At 67.8% G+C, this 16,088-nt stretch carries 11 protein-coding genes and 2 riboswitches; of the genes, 5 read left to right on the forward strand and 6 right to left on the reverse strand.

Going from position 1 to position 16,088, the window contains the following annotated elements; all coding sequences use genetic code 11:
• Positions 1–652: 652 nt before the first annotated feature.
• Positions 653–2,041, reverse strand: a complete 1,389-nt coding sequence (locus ACTJJK_RS22010) for a DUF3999 domain-containing protein (protein ID WP_440731258.1) — start codon at positions 2,039–2,041, stop codon at positions 653–655.
• 10 nt (positions 2,042–2,051) lie between these two features.
• Positions 2,052–4,838, reverse strand: a complete 2,787-nt coding sequence (locus tag ACTJJK_RS22015) for a DUF2339 domain-containing protein (RefSeq protein ID WP_440731259.1) — start codon at positions 4,836–4,838, stop codon at positions 2,052–2,054.
• A gap of 135 nt (positions 4,839–4,973) precedes the next feature.
• Positions 4,974–5,196: riboswitch (cobalamin riboswitch) on the forward strand.
• A 299-nt stretch (positions 5,197–5,495) separates the two neighbouring features.
• Between ACTJJK_RS22015 and ACTJJK_RS22020 the strand changes: the two genes are divergently transcribed.
• Complete coding sequence (locus ACTJJK_RS22020; protein WP_440731260.1) at positions 5,496–7,967, forward strand: ribonucleoside-diphosphate reductase subunit alpha; 2,472 nt, start codon at positions 5,496–5,498, stop codon at positions 7,965–7,967.
• Between the two features lie 33 nt (positions 7,968–8,000).
• On the opposite strand, the gene ACTJJK_RS22025 is transcribed toward ACTJJK_RS22020, so the two are convergent.
• Positions 8,001–8,363, reverse strand: coding sequence for a four helix bundle protein (locus ACTJJK_RS22025; RefSeq protein WP_031372597.1), 363 nt, complete (start codon positions 8,361–8,363; stop codon positions 8,001–8,003).
• A gap of 69 nt (positions 8,364–8,432) precedes the next feature.
• On the opposite strand from ACTJJK_RS22025, the gene ACTJJK_RS22030 reads away from it, so the two are divergent.
• A complete protein-coding gene (locus ACTJJK_RS22030; RefSeq protein ID WP_031372598.1) occupies positions 8,433–9,479 on the forward strand; it encodes a ribonucleotide-diphosphate reductase subunit beta in 1,047 nt (348 codons plus the stop codon).
• A gap of 114 nt (positions 9,480–9,593) precedes the next feature.
• Complete coding sequence (locus tag ACTJJK_RS22035) at positions 9,594–9,965, forward strand: acyl-CoA thioesterase (protein ID WP_223620261.1); 372 nt, start codon at positions 9,594–9,596, stop codon at positions 9,963–9,965.
• 9 nt (positions 9,966–9,974) lie between these two features.
• Here ACTJJK_RS22035 and ACTJJK_RS22040 read toward each other — a convergent pair whose 3' ends face one another.
• Positions 9,975–10,598, reverse strand: a complete 624-nt coding sequence (locus ACTJJK_RS22040; protein WP_440731261.1) for a hypothetical protein — start codon at positions 10,596–10,598, stop codon at positions 9,975–9,977.
• Between the two features lie 239 nt (positions 10,599–10,837).
• Here ACTJJK_RS22040 and ACTJJK_RS22045 point away from each other — a divergent pair, with 239 nt between their 5' ends.
• On the forward strand, positions 10,838–11,884 hold the full coding sequence (locus ACTJJK_RS22045; protein ID WP_440731262.1) for an aldo/keto reductase: 1,047 nt from the start codon (positions 10,838–10,840) through the stop codon (positions 11,882–11,884).
• Positions 11,885–11,923: 39 nt separating this feature from the next.
• Here the strand turns inward: ACTJJK_RS22045 and ACTJJK_RS22050 are convergent, their stop codons facing one another.
• Both ACTJJK_RS22050 and ACTJJK_RS22055 read right to left on the reverse strand, forming a co-directional pair.
• Entirely contained in the window at positions 11,924–12,943 is a 1,020-nt protein-coding gene (locus tag ACTJJK_RS22050) for a hypothetical protein (RefSeq protein WP_223620257.1), read from the reverse strand.
• A 233-nt stretch (positions 12,944–13,176) separates the two neighbouring features.
• Complete coding sequence (locus tag ACTJJK_RS22055; RefSeq protein ID WP_161786127.1) at positions 13,177–13,347, reverse strand: hypothetical protein; 171 nt, start codon at positions 13,345–13,347, stop codon at positions 13,177–13,179.
• Between the two features lie 20 nt (positions 13,348–13,367).
• Positions 13,368–13,574, forward strand: a riboswitch (cobalamin riboswitch).
• Between the two features lie 205 nt (positions 13,575–13,779).
• Here ACTJJK_RS22055 and metE point away from each other — a divergent pair.
• A complete protein-coding gene (metE, locus tag ACTJJK_RS22060; protein ID WP_223620256.1) occupies positions 13,780–16,062 on the forward strand; it encodes a 5-methyltetrahydropteroyltriglutamate--homocysteine S-methyltransferase in 2,283 nt (760 codons plus the stop codon).
• Positions 16,063–16,088: the final 26 nt, after the last annotated feature.

A 16,088-nucleotide genomic window follows, 5' to 3' on the forward strand; every position in this document is an offset into this window, starting at 1 on the left:
CCCTTTTCTTTGGTTACCTTTGACCAAAGGGAATCCAGACGGACTTTTGGGCTTAGCAAAAGAAAGTAACCCGGCCGCGTAGCGGGCGGAAGCTCTGCACTTGCTTGAAGAGTACGCCGGCAGTTGCCACGGCGCGGTCGCGACTTGCGTCGCTCCTACCCTGGCCTCCAGCCGGAAGCGACGAGAGATTATGAGGCGCGACGTCGTGGCCTCTAAGGGTAGGAGCGGCACAAGCCGCGACCGCGTTGTGATGGTCTCGCGGCGCATCGCTCAAGCAAGATCTAGATCAAACGCCTAAAGCTTCCGCCACTAAAGCGGCGGGTAACTTTCTTTTGTCTAAAGCAACAAAAGAAAGTCACCAAAGAAAAATGCTTTTGCTTTGAATCACAAGCCCGCACGATCGGTGCCTCCGCAGGGATTTTTCATACGGGACATCCCTGCCCCGATGAAAAACGGCGCGCATCCCTGCGCGCCGCCCTCCGGGTCTTCTATGGCCTTCGCGAGTGCAGCACTGCGCACAGCAACAGCAACCGCAACCGCAACCGCAACCGCAAAAAACTAAAGCCACAGCCACAGCCACATAAAACTAAGTCATAGGCGTAGCGAATGCGGCGCTGGAGCTAAAGGCAAAGCAACGCTACCGCGCGAACCCTTAATCCACCGGCTTCGAACTGCGCAGCAAACTGAAAGCAAAGCCCGCCACGATCAGCGCCCCCGCCACCAACACCGCCCACAGCAGCCACGAGCGCCAATCGCGCTTCGGTTCCGGCGGCACCAGGGCGGCGGGGCCGGCCAGGGGCGCGGGTTCGCCGAGGCTGGCTTCGGCCGGTTGCCAATCTTTGCCGCGGGTCTGACGCAAGGCTTCGATCAGATGCGCGAGCGGCGAGTCGGCACGGGCAGTGCGGGCGCTGCCGGCGACCAGGGTGTACGGCGGTGCGCCCTGGGCCAGGAACACCGCGACTTCGGGGCGATAGCCCAGGCGCAGCACCGGTTCGCCGGGCACCGCGGCGTTCGCACGCAAGCGCCAGTGGCGATCGCGCACGGTCGCGGCGAGCTGGCGCGCGGCGGAGCGGTCGCCCTCGCCCTGGCCGGCGACGCGGAACGCCATCCACGGGCCGGCCTGCGGGTGCCAGCCCTGCTCGCTGTCGTCGCGGCTGTCGAGGCGCCATTCCAAGGCATGGTTGCCCGGCAGGGCAACGTCGATCTGCTGAATCGGAAAGCGCCCGTCGAGCTCGTATTCGAACGCGACGCTGCCATCCTTCTGTTCGAGGCGACGGCCTTTCAGCTCGCGCCATTGCAGCGGCGCGGCGGCGGCGTTACCGGCCAGTTCGGCCTTGACCGCGCGGATCTGCGCGGCGGCCTTGGGGTCTTGCGGGGTCAGGCGCAAATAACGCGCTTGCTCGCCGACGCTGTCGAAGACGATGCGCCGTTGCAGCAGGCGTTGGCCGCCGCGTTGCAGGTCGACCAGACGGCCGCTGCTGCTCAGGCTGCGCCATTGATCGAGATCGTCGCTGGCCTCGACGCTGTAGGCGGCATCGAGCGCGGCGCCCGGCGCCCATTCCAGTTCGAGCGCGAGGATCGGCCGGCGCAAGCGGCTGGCGTCGATCAACAAGGCGGTCTGCGGCAAGCGCGTGGTGTCGCTGGCGGTGCTGCGCGCTTCGACGCGGCGCAGGCGGCCGTCGGTCTCGACTTCGCTGATCAACTCCCAACCCTGGGTCGCCGAGTCCGACGGCGAGGCCGGCAAGGCGAACCACGGCAAGGCCACGCGCTGCGGCGCACGCGCCAGGGGCTGTTCGGGCGCGAACACCGAGGCCGGCACCGGCGTGCCGCTGCCGTCGAGCACCTCGACGTCGCGCAGCTGCGGGCTCTGCGCCTGCCGATAGACGTTCTCGTCGAGCACGACGCGATAAGCACCGCCGTCGTCGCGGCTGAGGTTCAAGGGCCATTGCCGCGCGTAGTCCTCGCGCGGGCCGGCCCAGGCCAACAACGGCACCGCGGCGAGCAACCAAGCACTGCGGCGGAACCCGGAGATCGTGCTCATGAAATCGCGCTCATGCCTGGGCCTCGTGAGTGCTGCGGTCGGGGCGATCGGGACGGGTATCGTCGTACGGCGGCGCCGGCGCACCGGGAGGCGCCGGGGCGAAATAGCCGACCAGGGTGCACAACAGGCCGTAGGCGATGAACGAAGCGATGCCGAGCAAGTTGCCGAGATGGCCGCGATCGACCAGCACCAACTTGGCCAGCACCACCGCCATCAACACCGCGCCGGCCAACCACAGGCCGCGCTGGCCGCGGCGCGAGCCGGCGATCCAGCCGGCCACGCCGAGCACGCTCCAGACCACGGTCAGGCTGGTCTGCACCAGGCTGGTCGAGAACATCGACGACGACCACGCCACTCCGCCCCAGTAGTGCGCGCTGCGCAGCACTTCGACCGTGATCAGGACGAAACCGGCGGCGGCGAGCAAGGGCACGCGGCGGCGCTGCAGTTCGGCGCCGACCAGCGGCGACGCCAGCCACGCGCCGAACACCGTCAACACCGCCCACTGCATCAGGCCGAGCGGGTTGACCAGGGGCAGCCACATCAGCGGATGCGGATTGGCCGGGGTCGCGAGGGTGAAGCCGATCGCCAGCGCCAGCACGATCGCGAACGAGGCCATCAGCGGCGCTCGCCAAGCGGCGAAGCGTTGCGGCAAGGGCTGTGCGACCGCGCCCGGGCGCCACAGGATCGCCGCGGCCATGACCAGCATCGGCAGCAACAAGGCCGCGACGGTCCAGCCGGTGCCGAGCGCGGGAATGCCGTTGCGCTCCCACAAGGTCGACACGCGCAGCAGGGTCATGCCGATCGCCAGCGCCCAGGCCCACCACCAGCCCGAATGGCCCAGGCCGAGTTCGCCGCCGGCGCGTTCGCGCAGGCCGCTCAGGTTGCGCCAACCGAGCACCGCATACAGCGCCCAGGCCAGCCAACCGAATCCGGCCAGCGGGTAGTCGTGCTGTTCGGTCTGCAGGAACAGCAACGGCAGCGCCGACAACAATGCGAATACCGCAGTCAGCGACAAGGCTTTCCAGGCGTGGCGACGGAACACTTCGGCGGCGATGCAACCGCTGGCGGCGGTCAGCATCAACACCGCATCGGCGCTGTGGCGGTCGGGGACGAAGTCGGCGATCTCGCTGCCGGCCGCACCGAGCCACCAGGCCAGGCCCCACAGGTAATACGGCAAGGCCGGCCCGGGGCTGTCGCTGCGGCGATGGCTCCAGGCACTGGCGAAACCGGCGATGGCGATCAGCAGGGCACCGGCGAAACTGGCGTTGAGCACCGGCACTTCGGCATCCCAGACCGCGTCGCTGGCGCCGATGACGAAAGCGAACGCGGCCGCGCCCTGCAGCAGGAAGCCGACCAACTGCGGTAAGCGGCGTTGCTGGCGCAGGCCCAGCCAGACCATCGCCGCGCCTTCGAGCGCGAACACGCAGGCGGTGGCCTCGGCGGCGAGCGCGAGCGGAATGGCCAGGGTGGCGAAACCCGCGGCGAGCAAGGCATACGGCGTCGACAGGGCGAGGAAGCGTTCGTCGCGACGCAGCCACCAGGCCAGCGCCGCGTACAACACGCCCAAGCCCAGCGCGCAGAACGCCAGCGGCATGCGCTCGCCTTCGAGCAAACCGGCCTGCAGCGAGAACGCGACCAGCGGCGTGCCGAACACCAGGCAGCCGTCGATGAGGTCGCGACGCCCGGCCGGACGCTTGCGCGCATACAGCACGGGGATCAACAGATAGAAGGCGAAGAACAGCAGCAGGAAGGGTTCGGTGGTCGAGAAGTGCTCGGGGCGGTACTTAAGCACGCCCCACAAGGTGCCGATGCCCCAGGTGAAGACGAAGCCGAGCAGGTTGAGCACGCGCCACGGTCGCCACCAGGCGATGGCGAAGATGCCGGCATTGAGCACGGCGTAGTAACCGAACAGCGCGACGTGGTTGCCGGAACCGGTCGACAGCCAGATCGGCGCGAGGAAGCCGGCGAGGATCGCGAACACCGCCAGCGCCATCGCGTTCTGCTTCACCGCCAGCACGCCGGCGCCGGCCACCAGCACCACGCTGAGCGCGAACGCCGCGCCGGCCGGCATCAGCTGGTACAGCTTGAACGCCGCGAACACCACCAACAGCAGCACGCCGATGGCGCCGCCCTGCAGGCTCAGGGCGAAGCTGCGCTTGCGCTCGCGCTGGCGCCAACCGAACACCAGCCCGGCCATCGCCGCCAGGGCGACGCCGGCCAGGCGCAGTTCGATCGGCAGGTGCAGCCAGCCCTGGTCGGTCGCGTACTTCAACAACGCGGCGACGCCGGCGAACAACACCAGCATGCCGACCTTGACCGGCACGTTGCCTTCGGTGAACCAGCGCCGCAGCCAGCGCGCGGCGACGGTGAACACGTCCGGCGGCGGCGGTGCGGCGGGTGCGCGCGCGGCTGCGGGCGCGACGCGCGCGGCGACCGGGCGGGCGGCGGCGTCTTGCGGCATCGGCGGCGGCACGCTCGTGGTCGGCGGCGGCGCCGAGACCGGCGGAACGGTATGCGGTGGCGCGGTCGTGGGAGGAGCGGCCGCGGAAACGACGGGCCGCGGCGGACGGACCGCCTGCGCTGTCGGCGGCGGCGTTTCGCGCGCGATCCGCTCGGCCAGGGTCTCGTCCCCGCGGTGGGCGGATCTCGCAGCGCTCAACGACTCGGCCTGCTGCGCCACGCGACGCTCGAGCTCGGACACGCGCGACTTCAATCCGGCGACTTGCACCAGCGCCACCACGAGCAGGATCGGCACCAGCAACAACCCTAGTGCCACTAAAACGATCAGTGCTTCCATCACCCGTCCCTGTTCCGTGCATCGTGCGCTTGGTCACGAACGTTACACCAAGCCGCAAGCCTTGAAGGACAAGGCTTCACGCATTCTATACACAGCTTGTTCACCACATATCGCGTTGACGGAATCGATAAACCACACTATGTTGTGCCCGTCGGTGCCGATCGCGAGATTGGCTCAATAGGGAAGCCGGTAAGGACGCAGCCAGCGCGGCGTCCAAAGCCGGCGCTGCCCCGCAGCGGTATGGGAAACGAACGCTACCAAGCACTGGACGCGCCTCGCGTCTGGGAAGCGGTAGCCAGTAGGAGACGCGAGTCGTCGTGTCCCGAGCCCGAAGACCTGCCGACAGCCGCGCGTTGCACACCGCGCGGTACCGGCCCAGGAGTCTTCGGGGGAAGACGGCCGGTGTCGCAGCACGATGGCTCCGCCGTCGTGCTCGTTCCGTTGCGGCGCCGCCACGCGCGCCGACGCGGGATGCGCCCGTCTCGGGCCGCGCGACACCTCGCCTGCAAGCTCCCGAGTTCCGCGCCCGCGGGGGCACGGCCGTGCCATCGACGACGCCGCTGCGCGGCCGGTCGTCGCTGGCGCGTCCGCGTTCTCCGCGCGTCGCCCTTCGCGGGAAGGTCGGCGACCCGTGCACCCACGCCCCGGAGTTACGCCATGACCACGCTCGCACCCGAATCGTCCGCCGCCGCCCCCGCCGCCGACACTGCCGCCAAACCCGCCCGCGACCCGCAAGCCGATACCGGCTTCGCGCTGACCCCGCCCGCGGCCAACCTGACCATGAGCGTGACCAAGCGCAACGGCCGCCGCGAGCCGGTCGACCTGAACAAGATCGTGCGCGCGGTGACCCGCAGCGGCGAGAACCTGTACGCCGTCGACCCGATGCGCGTGGCCACCCGCACCATCTCCGGCCTGTACGACGGCGCGACCACGCGCGAGCTCGACGAACTGTCGATCCGCACCGCCGCCCTGCTGACCGCCGAAGAACCCGAATACGGCCGCCTCGCCGCGCGCCTGCTCGCCGGCGTGATCGAGAAGGAAGTCGCCGGCATCGAGATCCATGCGTTCTCGCAGTCGGTCCAGCGCGGCTTCGACCTGGGCCTGATCAACCAGCGCCTGCTCGACTTCGTCCAGGCCAATGCGCGCAAGCTCAACGACGCGATCGACCGCAACCTCGACGCCAAGTTCGACTACTTCGGCCTGCGCACCCTGTACGACCGCTACCTGCTGCGCCATCCGACCGCGCGCACCGTCATCGAGACCCCGCAGCAATTCTTCCTGCGCATCGCCTGCGCGCTGAGCGAAGACGTCGGCGACGCACTCGCCCTGTACCGGCGCATGGCCCAGCTCGACTACATCCCGAGCTCGCCGACCCTGTTCAACGCCGGCACCACCCACGAGCAGTTGTCGAGCTGCTTCCTGCTCGATTCGCCCGACGACTCGCTGGAAGCGATCTACAAGCGCTACATGGACGTGGCCAAGCTCAGCAAGTTCAGCGGCGGCATCGGCCTGAGCTACACCCGCATCCGTTCGCGCGGTTCGCTGATCCGCTCGACCAACGGCCTCAGCAACGGCATCGTGCCGTGGCTCAAGACCCTCGACGCCTCGGTCGCCGCGGTCAACCAGGGCGGCAAGCGCAAGGGCGCGGCCTGCGTCTACCTGGAGCCGTGGCACGCCGACGTCGAGGAGTTCCTCGAACTGCGCGACAACACCGGCGACGAAGCGCGCCGCACCCACAACCTCAACCTCGCCAACTGGATTCCCGACGAATTCATGCGCCGCGTCGAGGCCGACGCCGACTGGTCGCTGTTCGATCCGTCCAAGGTGCCGCAGCTGACCGACCTGTGGGGCGAAGCCTTCGACCGCGCCTATCACGCCGCCGAAGCGGCCGGCCTGGCGACCAAGAAGGTCAAGGCGCGCGACATCTACGGCCGGATGATGCGCACCCTGGCGCAGACCGGCAACGGCTGGATGAACTTCAAGGACAAGTCCAACCGCGCCTCCAACCAGACCCTGCGCGACGGCAACGTCATCCACCTGTCGAACCTGTGCACCGAAATCCTCGAGGTCACCTCGCAGGACGAGACTGCGGTGTGCAACCTGGGCTCGATCAACCTCTCGCACCACGTCGAGATGTACGAGGATGGCAAGGGCGCGTTCGATTTCGACAAACTCGCCGAGACTGTGCGCCTGGCCGTGCGCCAGCTCGACCGCGTGATCGACCTGAACTTCTACCCGATCGAGACCGCGCGCCGCGCCAACCTCAAGTGGCGCCCGGTCGGCCTGGGCTCGATGGGCCTGCAGGACGTGTTCTTCAAGCTGCGCCTGCCGTTCGACTCCGAACCCGCGCGCAAGCTCGCCCAGGAGATCGCCGAAGCGATCTACTTCCATGCCCTGTCGGCGTCGAACGAGCTGGCGATGGAACACGGCAAGCACCCGTCCTTCGCCGACACCCGCGCTTCGGTCGGCGAACTGCAGTTCGAGGCCTGGGGCGTGACCCCGTCGCAGCCCGAGCGTTGGGACGCGCTGCGCAAGCGCATCGCAGAGCACGGCCTGCGCAACTCGCTGCTGATCGCGATCGCGCCGACCGCGACCATCGCCTCGATCGCCGGCTGCTACGAGTGCATCGAGCCGCAAGTGTCGAACCTGTTCAAGCGCGAGACCCTGTCGGGCGACTTCCTGGTCGTCAACAAGTACCTGGTCGAAGAGCTCAAGAAGCTCGGCCTGTGGACCGCGGAAATGCGCGACCGGATCAAGATGGCCGAAGGTTCGATCCAGTCGGTGACCGAAGTGCCGGACGCCCTGCGCCAGGTCTATCGCACCGCCTGGGAACTGCCGATGCGCTCGCTGATCGACATGGCCGCCGAGCGCGGCGCCTATATCGACCAGAGCCAATCGCTCAACCTGTTCATCGAAAGCCCGAACATCGGCCAGCTCAGCTCGATGTACATGTACGCCTGGAAGAAGGGCCTGAAGACCACGTATTACCTGCGTTCGCGCCCGGCCACCAAGATCGCCAAGACCACGGTCAGCGCACCGGCGGTCAGCGCACCGAAGCCGGAATACACCACGGATGAGGCGATCGCCTGTTCGCTGGAGAACCCGGAATCTTGCGAGGCTTGCCAGTGAGGCAGGAATGAGTTGAGAGGAGTGAGGAGTGAGTCAAGGCGGTTTCAGTGACCTTGAGGCTCTTCGCAGGACGGTAAGCATTCGGCTGGTCTCGTCGATAAGACGTTTTATTTCGACGAGATCGGCCGGGAACAGCCAGCCCACCCGCTCGCAGATCAATACTTGGGTGTGAAGCTCCGATAGCGAACCATGTGCGATGGCCAAGAATTGCGCCTTCTCCTTCTTAGACTCCCGCGTCCAGCCTTCCGCGATATTGCTAGGTACCGACACGGCAGACCGGGTCAGTTGCAACCGAATTCCATATCGCTCCATCGCGGGGAGCTGCGTCGAAACGATGCAAACCTGTTCCGCCAGCCTCATGGACTTGTCCCAAATCGTAGTTACTTGGTAGTGCATCGGCTCCTCCCTCACAACAGAGGTTGACTCATCCGCCGCACACCTAAAATCGGAAAACCCCTTATGTCCATGTCAGCGACTTCCCCACTCACTCCTCGCTCCTCTGCACTCGAAACCAAGCTCCTCGATCCCGGTTTCGATCTCACCCTGCGGCCGATGCGCTATCCGCACTTCTACGAGATGTACCGCGATGCGATCCGCAACACCTGGACCGTCGAGGAAGTCGATTTCTCCCAGGACGTCAACGATCTCAAGCACAAGTTCGGCCCGGCCGAGCGGCATTTGATCGAACGCCTGGTCGCGTTCTTCGCCACCGGCGACAGCATCGTCTCCAACAACCTGGTGCTGAACCTGTACCAGCACATTAACGCGCCGGAAGCGCGCATGTACCTGTCGCGGCAGTTGTACGAGGAAGCGCTGCACGTGCAGTTCTACCTGACCCTGCTCGACACCTACCTGCCCGATCCGAACGAGCGCGCCAAGGCCTTCGATGCGGTCGAGAACATCCCCTCGATCCGCGCCAAGGCCGAGTTCTGCTTCCGCTGGATCGACTCGATCCAGGGCCTGCGGCGCATCGAAACCCGCGATCAGCGCCGCCAGTTCCTGCTCAACCTGATCTGCTTCGCCGGCTGCATCGAAGGCCTGTTCTTCTTCGCCGCCTTCGCCTATGTCTATTACCTGCGTTCGCGCGGCCTGCTCAACGGCCTGGCCTCGGGCACCAATTGGGTGTTCCGCGACGAGAGCTGCCACATGGCGTTCGCGTTCGAAGTCATCCGCACCGCCCGCGAGGAAGAGCCCGACCTGTTCGACGCCGACCTGCGCGCGCAGGTGGTGAAGATGTTCGAGGAAGCGGTCGAATGCGAATACCAGTTCGCCCGCGACGTGCTGTCCGGCGGCGTGGTCGGCCTGTCGCTGAAGGACATGCGCCAATACCTGGAATATTGCGCCGACCAGCGCATGGCCCAGCTCGGCATGCCCAAGCATTTCGGCTCGACCAACCCCTTCGCCTTCATGGACCTGCAGGACGTGCAGGAAGTGACCAACTTCTTCGAGCGCCGCGTCTCGGCCTATCAGGTCGGCGTGCAGGGCGAAGTCGCCTTCGACGAAGCGTTTTAAAGCAGAAGCGAGAAATTGGGAGAGAGGAGTGAGTAGAGCGGCTCCGGCCCTTGACTCGCTCCTCGCTCCTCCAACTCACTCCTCACTCCTCACTCCTCGAAGCTCACTGCTCAAATGATCGAAGCGCGCATGACCGAGATCGTCTTCCCCGACCACACCAACCACCTGGGCACGCTGTTCGGCGGCCAGGCGCTGGCATGGATGGACAAGGCCGCCTTCATCGCCGCCTCGCGCTACGCCCGTCGCACGGTGGTCACCGCGCGTTCGGAGCAGATCGACTTCCATACGGCCGTGCCCAAGGGCGCGCTGGTCGAGCTGATCGCGCGCGTGGTCGAGACCGGCCGCACCTCGATGCAGGTCGAAGTCGAGATGCATAAGGAAGACCTGCTGTCGGGCGAGTCGCAACTCGCCACCCGCGGCCGCTTCACCATGATCGCGCTCGACAGCGAGGGCAAACCCACGCCGGTGCCGCCGCTCGCGCGCTGAGGCGCGCGATCAGGGCGCCGTACCGGGCGTCTCCGGCTCAGGCACGATCGTGCCCGTGCAGGCGCCGCTAGGCTGCTCGCACAACACCAGCGCGCGATACGACAAGCCGGCCCAACTGCGGAGCAGGCGCATCCCCAATCGCGGTTTCTGCTGCAGCGACCAATACAGGGGCTGCGAGGTCTCGATGTAGCGCGAGCGATCTGCACCATCGACGGCCGCGCCCTCCGGCTCGAAGCGGAAGCTCACCGTGACGCTCGGGCCGCCGTTCTTGCTCCAATGCTGTTGCCAATGCAGGTTGGCGGTCTTGCCGACCCCCCACTCCTCGCGTCCCCAACGCGCGTTGTAGCGGTCCACCGACCAACCCAGCGCCATCCACATCGCTACCAGCACCATCAGCAAGGGCCCGGCCGCCAGCACGCGCCAGGGCCGCAGACTCGGCCAACGCCCCAGGCGATAAGCGCCACAAGCCAGGCCGGCGATCAGCAACAGGTTCCACGCCCGCCACAAGCCGCTGGGCTCCACCGCGACCGGCCCGCCCCCATCGACCAGGTTCACCATCGTCATGATCAGGGCGACCATAGCCGCGACCCCGATCGCGATCACGGTCATGACCTTCCATTCGGCCATCGTCACCGGGAAATCCTCGCTGACCGGATCCTTCGTGGCCGCGGCTGCTTCTTGCTTCGGCTTCGGCTTCGGCTTCGGCTTCGGTTTCGGTTTCGGTTTCGCTTCCTGCTTCGACATCTGCGCTCCATCGCCGCAAGCCGCGGCCGACATCAGGGTTACCCGGCGCGCGCCCGGAAGCAAGTTGCGGATATTTCGCCGGCACGGCGCTGCCTAGACTCGTGGCTCCCCCTCGATGGAACCACGACATGCGCTTGGACGATTACCGCACCCTGGGCCGCTCCGGCCTGCGCGTCAGCCCGCTCTGCCTCGGCACGATGACCTTCGGCAACGACTGGGGTTGGGGCAGCGACGCCGACGAAGCGCGCAGCGTGTTCGACGCCTACCTCGAACGCGGCGGCAACTTCATCGACACCGCCAACCTCTACACCGGCGGCAGTTCGGAAAGCCTGATCGGCGAATTCGCCCACGGCCGCCGCGATGCGCTGGTGATCGCGACCAAGTTTTCGCTGTGCATGAATCCCGGCGACCCCAATGCCGGCGGCAACCACCGCAAGAACCTGCGCCAGTCGGTCGAAGCCAGTCTGCGCCGGCTCGGCAGCGACTACATCGACCTGCTGTATCTGCACGCCTGGGATGCGACCACGCCGGCCGAGGAAGTGATGCGCGGCTTCGACGATCTGGTCCGCGCCGGCAAGGTCTTGTATGCGGGCGTGTCGGACCTTCCGGCCTGGCAGGCCGCGCGCATGCAGACCCTGGCCGAACTGCGCGGTTGGTCGCCGCTGATCGCCTTGCAGACCGAGTACAGCCTGGCCCAGCGCGACAGCGAGCGCGAACTGCTGCCGATGGCGGCCGAACTCGGGCTCGGCGTCACCGCCTGGTCGCCGCTGGCCTCGGGCGTATTGACCGGCAAGTACACGCAGGCCGACCTCGATGCCGGCAGCGCCGAAGGCCGCCGCGCGGTGGCGATCGGCAACGGCGCCCTGACCGAACGCGCCCTCGTCATCGCCGAGACGGTCAAGGCGGTCGCGGCCGAACTCGAACGGCCGCCGGCGCAGATCGCCCTGGCCTGGTTGCTGCGCCGGCCCGGCGCGGTGGCGCCGGTGATCGGCGCACGCACCCTGGCGCAGTTGCAGGAGAACCTCGGCGCGCTCGACATCGAATTCGACGAGGCGCAACAGCGTCGGCTCGACGACGCCAGCGCAATCCAGCTCGGCTTCCCGCACGATTTCCTCGCTCTGCCCGGCATCCGCCAGGTGATGTTCGGCGGCGCGCGGGTCGAACGCCGCTGGTGAGCGCCCGGCGGGGTCGAGCTCGCGCGGCGCGCACGACGGCTATTCGGCGCTCTTGTTGGAACGCTTCTTCGACGCGCCCGCAGTGGCCGGCGCGTCGGCATCGGCGCCTGCGTCGTCCGGCAGCGGCAGGCGCCGCAGGTCGCGGGCGTACAGATCGGCCGGACTGTCGGAGGGGCAGGTCTCGTCCGGGAAGCCGAACTGTTCCTGCAAGGCTTTTGCGCATTCCGGCATGGAGGCGAAGTTTTTGCCGGTGGCCATGCACTGCGCGTCGAAATCGCGGCGGAAGGCTTCGCGGCGGCGGACGAAGTCCTCGCCGCACTTGCGGGTCAGGCGGATGCGGTCGAGGTCGTCCTGGGCGGCGTTGGTGCCGTCGAGGCCGAACTGCTTGAGCTCGTCCACCGTCAACACGCGCAGGTCGCGGTTGGCGATGGTCATCATCAGGTCGGCGACGCCGGTGGCGACGCCGTTGCGTTCCAGATAATCGCGCACCTGCTGGTTGATCGCCTTGAGTTCGCGGCTGAGTTCGGCGCGCGAGGTCGCGGTCGAGCGGTCGCGCATCAGCCGGTGGATGCCGACCTTGCCTTCGATCGAGCGAGTGTCGCCGGCGGCCAGCACCAAGACGCAGGCGCTATGGCAGACCGAATCCTCGCGCACCCAGATCGCCCAACCCGATTCGGCGATCGAGTCGCCGGCGCGGATCGCTTCCTCGACGTGACCGCCGCTGGAGTCGATGTCGAGGATGCGGGTCTGGATTTCCATGCGTGTGGCCATCGCCGCCACGCGCTGCACCAGCGCGGTGAAGCCGGCGCCGATCTTGCCCTGGTAGTGCAGGCGCACCACGCCGCTGGCCTGGCACGGCGACAAGGCGTCGACCAGGCTGAAGAAGTCCAGCGCAGTCAGCGGTTTTCCGTCGCCGAAACGCGGGTAGTCGTATTCGCAGCTGATCTTGGCCACGCCGCCGTCGAGCTTGGCCGGCGGCCAATAGGTGCCCTGCAGGATGTCGGTCTCGCTCGACGCGTCCGCGGCGGCGACCTTGGGCGACTCGTTCTGGCTGCCCATGGTGACCGGCTCGGACCGGGCCGGCGGCGGCGCGGCGGAATCCCTCCCGCAAGCCGCCAGTCCGAGCAGGCACAAGGTCAGCGCAAACGTCCTTCTGAAAAGCATGTTCCACCCATCGGAGTCGGGATCGCGCGGGCCGTCCTGGACCCGCGCTGCGCATCGTCGCCACAGCACGAACGTTAGCCCCAGGGCCCGCCAAGCTCAACGGCAGGAGGTCATGGCGTTCGCGCCCGTCAGCGTGCCGACATCATCGTCGGCGGCGCATGAACGGCAGCCGGGGAAACCCCGGCCGCGGCGCCGTCGCCGGCTGCGGCCACAAATCGCAAACCGGGTCCACGCATCGCGATCGCGGCGATTGACTTCGCCGGTCGCGCTGCGTAGCTTGGCGGCGTGATGGTGAACATCGCTTCATGCAGATGAAGCGATGTGACAAATCGCCACCGGTTCGCACCGGCGGCGGTTAGAGGGAATCCGGTGCGGACGCCACGTCCAATTCCGGAGCTGCCCCGCAGCGGTATAGGGAACGAACTTCGTCAGGCACTGGGAGCGATCCCGGGAAGCGACGGACAGTAGGAGGCGCCTCGTGCTCCATGCCCCAAGCCCGAAGACCTGCCATGACCGGAAGGCTCGCCTTCCGTCCGACTCCGGCCCGCAAGGCGTCGGCGCTGCGTCCGGGCCCGTCCCGGCGCGGGCCGCGTCGTGCGCGCCGGTTCGCCCGCGGGGGCGAAGGTCGACACCAAGGGTTGTGGCGAAGCCGGGCGCGCGAGCGTCGGGCCGGCGCAGCCGTGGTCTCCTTCGTTGCCCTGCGCCATGCCCACGCATCGCAGGTAATCATCATGATCAGCGTCACCCATCTCGGCTTCCCGCGCATAGGCGCGCGGCGCGAGCTCAAGCTGGCCCTCGAATCGTTCTGGAAAGGCGACACGCCGGCCCAGGCGCTGCACGACACCGCCCACGGCCTGCGCGAACGCCATTGGCAACTGGCGCGGCAGGCCGGCGCCGACGTCGTGCCGTGCAACGATTTCTCCCTTTACGACCACGTCCTCGATACCGCCGTTCTGTTCGACGCGATCCCGGCGCCGTACCGCGAGGTCTACGACGAAAACCCGCTGACCGGCTACTTCGCCCTCGCCCGCGGCCTGCAGGACGGCCGTCGCGACCTGCACGCGCTCGAGATGACCAAGTGGTTCGACACCAACTACCACTATCTGGTCCCGCAGTTCGAGCGCGACCAGCGCTTCGTCCTGCGCGGCGACAAGCCGCTGGCGGAACTGGCCCAGGCGCGCGCGCTCGGCATCCAGGCGCGGCCGGTGCTGCTCGGCCCGGTGTCCTTCCTCAAGCTCGGCAAGCGCAGCGACGGCGGCGACCCGCGCGAGCTGCTCGATGCCCTGCTGCCGGCCTATGCCGAATTGCTCGGCAAGCTCAAGGCGGCGGGCGCCGACTGGGTCCAGCTCGATGAGCCGGCTCTGGTGCTCGACCTCGACGACGACGATCGCGACGCCTATCGCCGCGCTTATGCGGCCCTGGCCGAAGCCGACGCGCCGCAACGCCTGCTGACGACTTACTTCGGCGGCCTCGGCGACAACGCCGCCCTCGCCGCCCGCCTGCCGGTGCAAGGCCTGCACGTCGACCTGGTGCGCGCGCCGCAGCAGTTGGAAAGCGTGCTGCCGCTGTTGCCGGACGACCGCGTCCTCAGCCTCGGCGTGGTCGACGGCCGCAACATCTGGCGCGCCGATCTCGACGCCGCGCTGAGCCTGGCCCGCCGCGCCGGCGATCGCGCGCAATGGCTGGCGCCGTCGTGCTCGCTGTTGCACGTGCCGACCGACCTGGAACTGGAACGCAAGCTGCCCGCACCGCTGCGTCACTGGATGGCCTATGCGCGGCAGAAGATCGAGGAACTGCGCCTGCTCGCCGATGCCCTCACCGGCAGCGCCGACGCCAACCGCGACCTCGCCACCGCCGCCAGCGCGCGCGCTGCGCGCCTGGCCTCGCCGTTGCTGCGCAATGCCGAGGTGCGCAAGCGCCTGGCCGCGGTCGAACCGGCCATGACCCGGCGCGCCTCGCCCTACCCGCAACGCGCCAAGGTACAGGCGCAGCGCCTCGGCCTGCCGCTGTTCCCGACCACCACCATCGGCTCGTTCCCGCAGACCGCCGAAGTGCGGCGCGCGCGTGCCGAGCACAAGGCCGGCAAGATCGACGACGCGGCTTACCGGACCTTCCTGGAGAACGAGACCAAGCTGTGCCTGCGCGAGCAGGAAGCGCTGGGCATCGACGTGCTGGTGCACGGCGAGTTCGAACGCAACGACATGGTCGAGTACTTCGGCGAGCAACTCGACGGTTTCGCCTTCACCGCCCACGGCTGGGTGCAGAGCTACGGCTCGCGCTGCGTCAAGCCGCCGGTGCTGTTCGGCGACGTGGTCCGGCCGCAGGCGATGACCGTCGACTGGACCCGTTACGCGCAGGCGCAAACCCAGCGGCCGGTCAAAGGCATGCTGACCGGACCGGTGACGATCCTGCAGTGGTCCTTCGTCCGCGACGATCAGCCGCGCGCCGACAGCTGCCGCCAGATCGCCCTGGCCCTGCGCCAGGAAGTGCTGGACCTGGAAGCGGCCGGCATCGCCATCGTCCAGATCGACGAACCGGCCCTGCGCGAAGGCCTGCCGCTGCGTCGCGCCGACTGGCCGGCCTACCTGGCCTGGGCCGGGGAAAGCTTCCGTCTCGCCGCCAGCGGCGTCGGCGATGCGACCCAGATCCACACCCACATGTGCTACGCCGAGTTCAACGACATCATCGAGGCGGTGGCCGCGCTCGACGCCGACGTGATCTCGATCGAGACCTCGCGTTCGCGCATGGAGTTGCTGGATGCGTTCGTGCGCTATCGCTATCCGAACGGCATCGGCCCGGGCGTCTACGACATCCACTCGCCGCGCGTGCCCAGCGAGACCGAGATGCGCGACTTGCTCGACAAGGCGCTCGACGTGCTCGACCCGGCGCAGTTGTGGGTCAACCCGGACTGCGGTCTGAAGACCCGCGGTTGGCCGGAAGTGCGCTCGGCCCTGCGGGCGATGGTGCAGTCGGCGCGCGGCCTGCGCGAGCAGGTCGCCGCCGAAGTCGACTGAGCATGGCCGACTGAACGGAACCGTCG

This window comes from Lysobacter sp. 22409 (genome assembly GCF_052045105.1).
GTDB classification, from domain to species: Bacteria; Pseudomonadota; Gammaproteobacteria; order Xanthomonadales; family Xanthomonadaceae; genus Lysobacter; species Lysobacter antibioticus_B.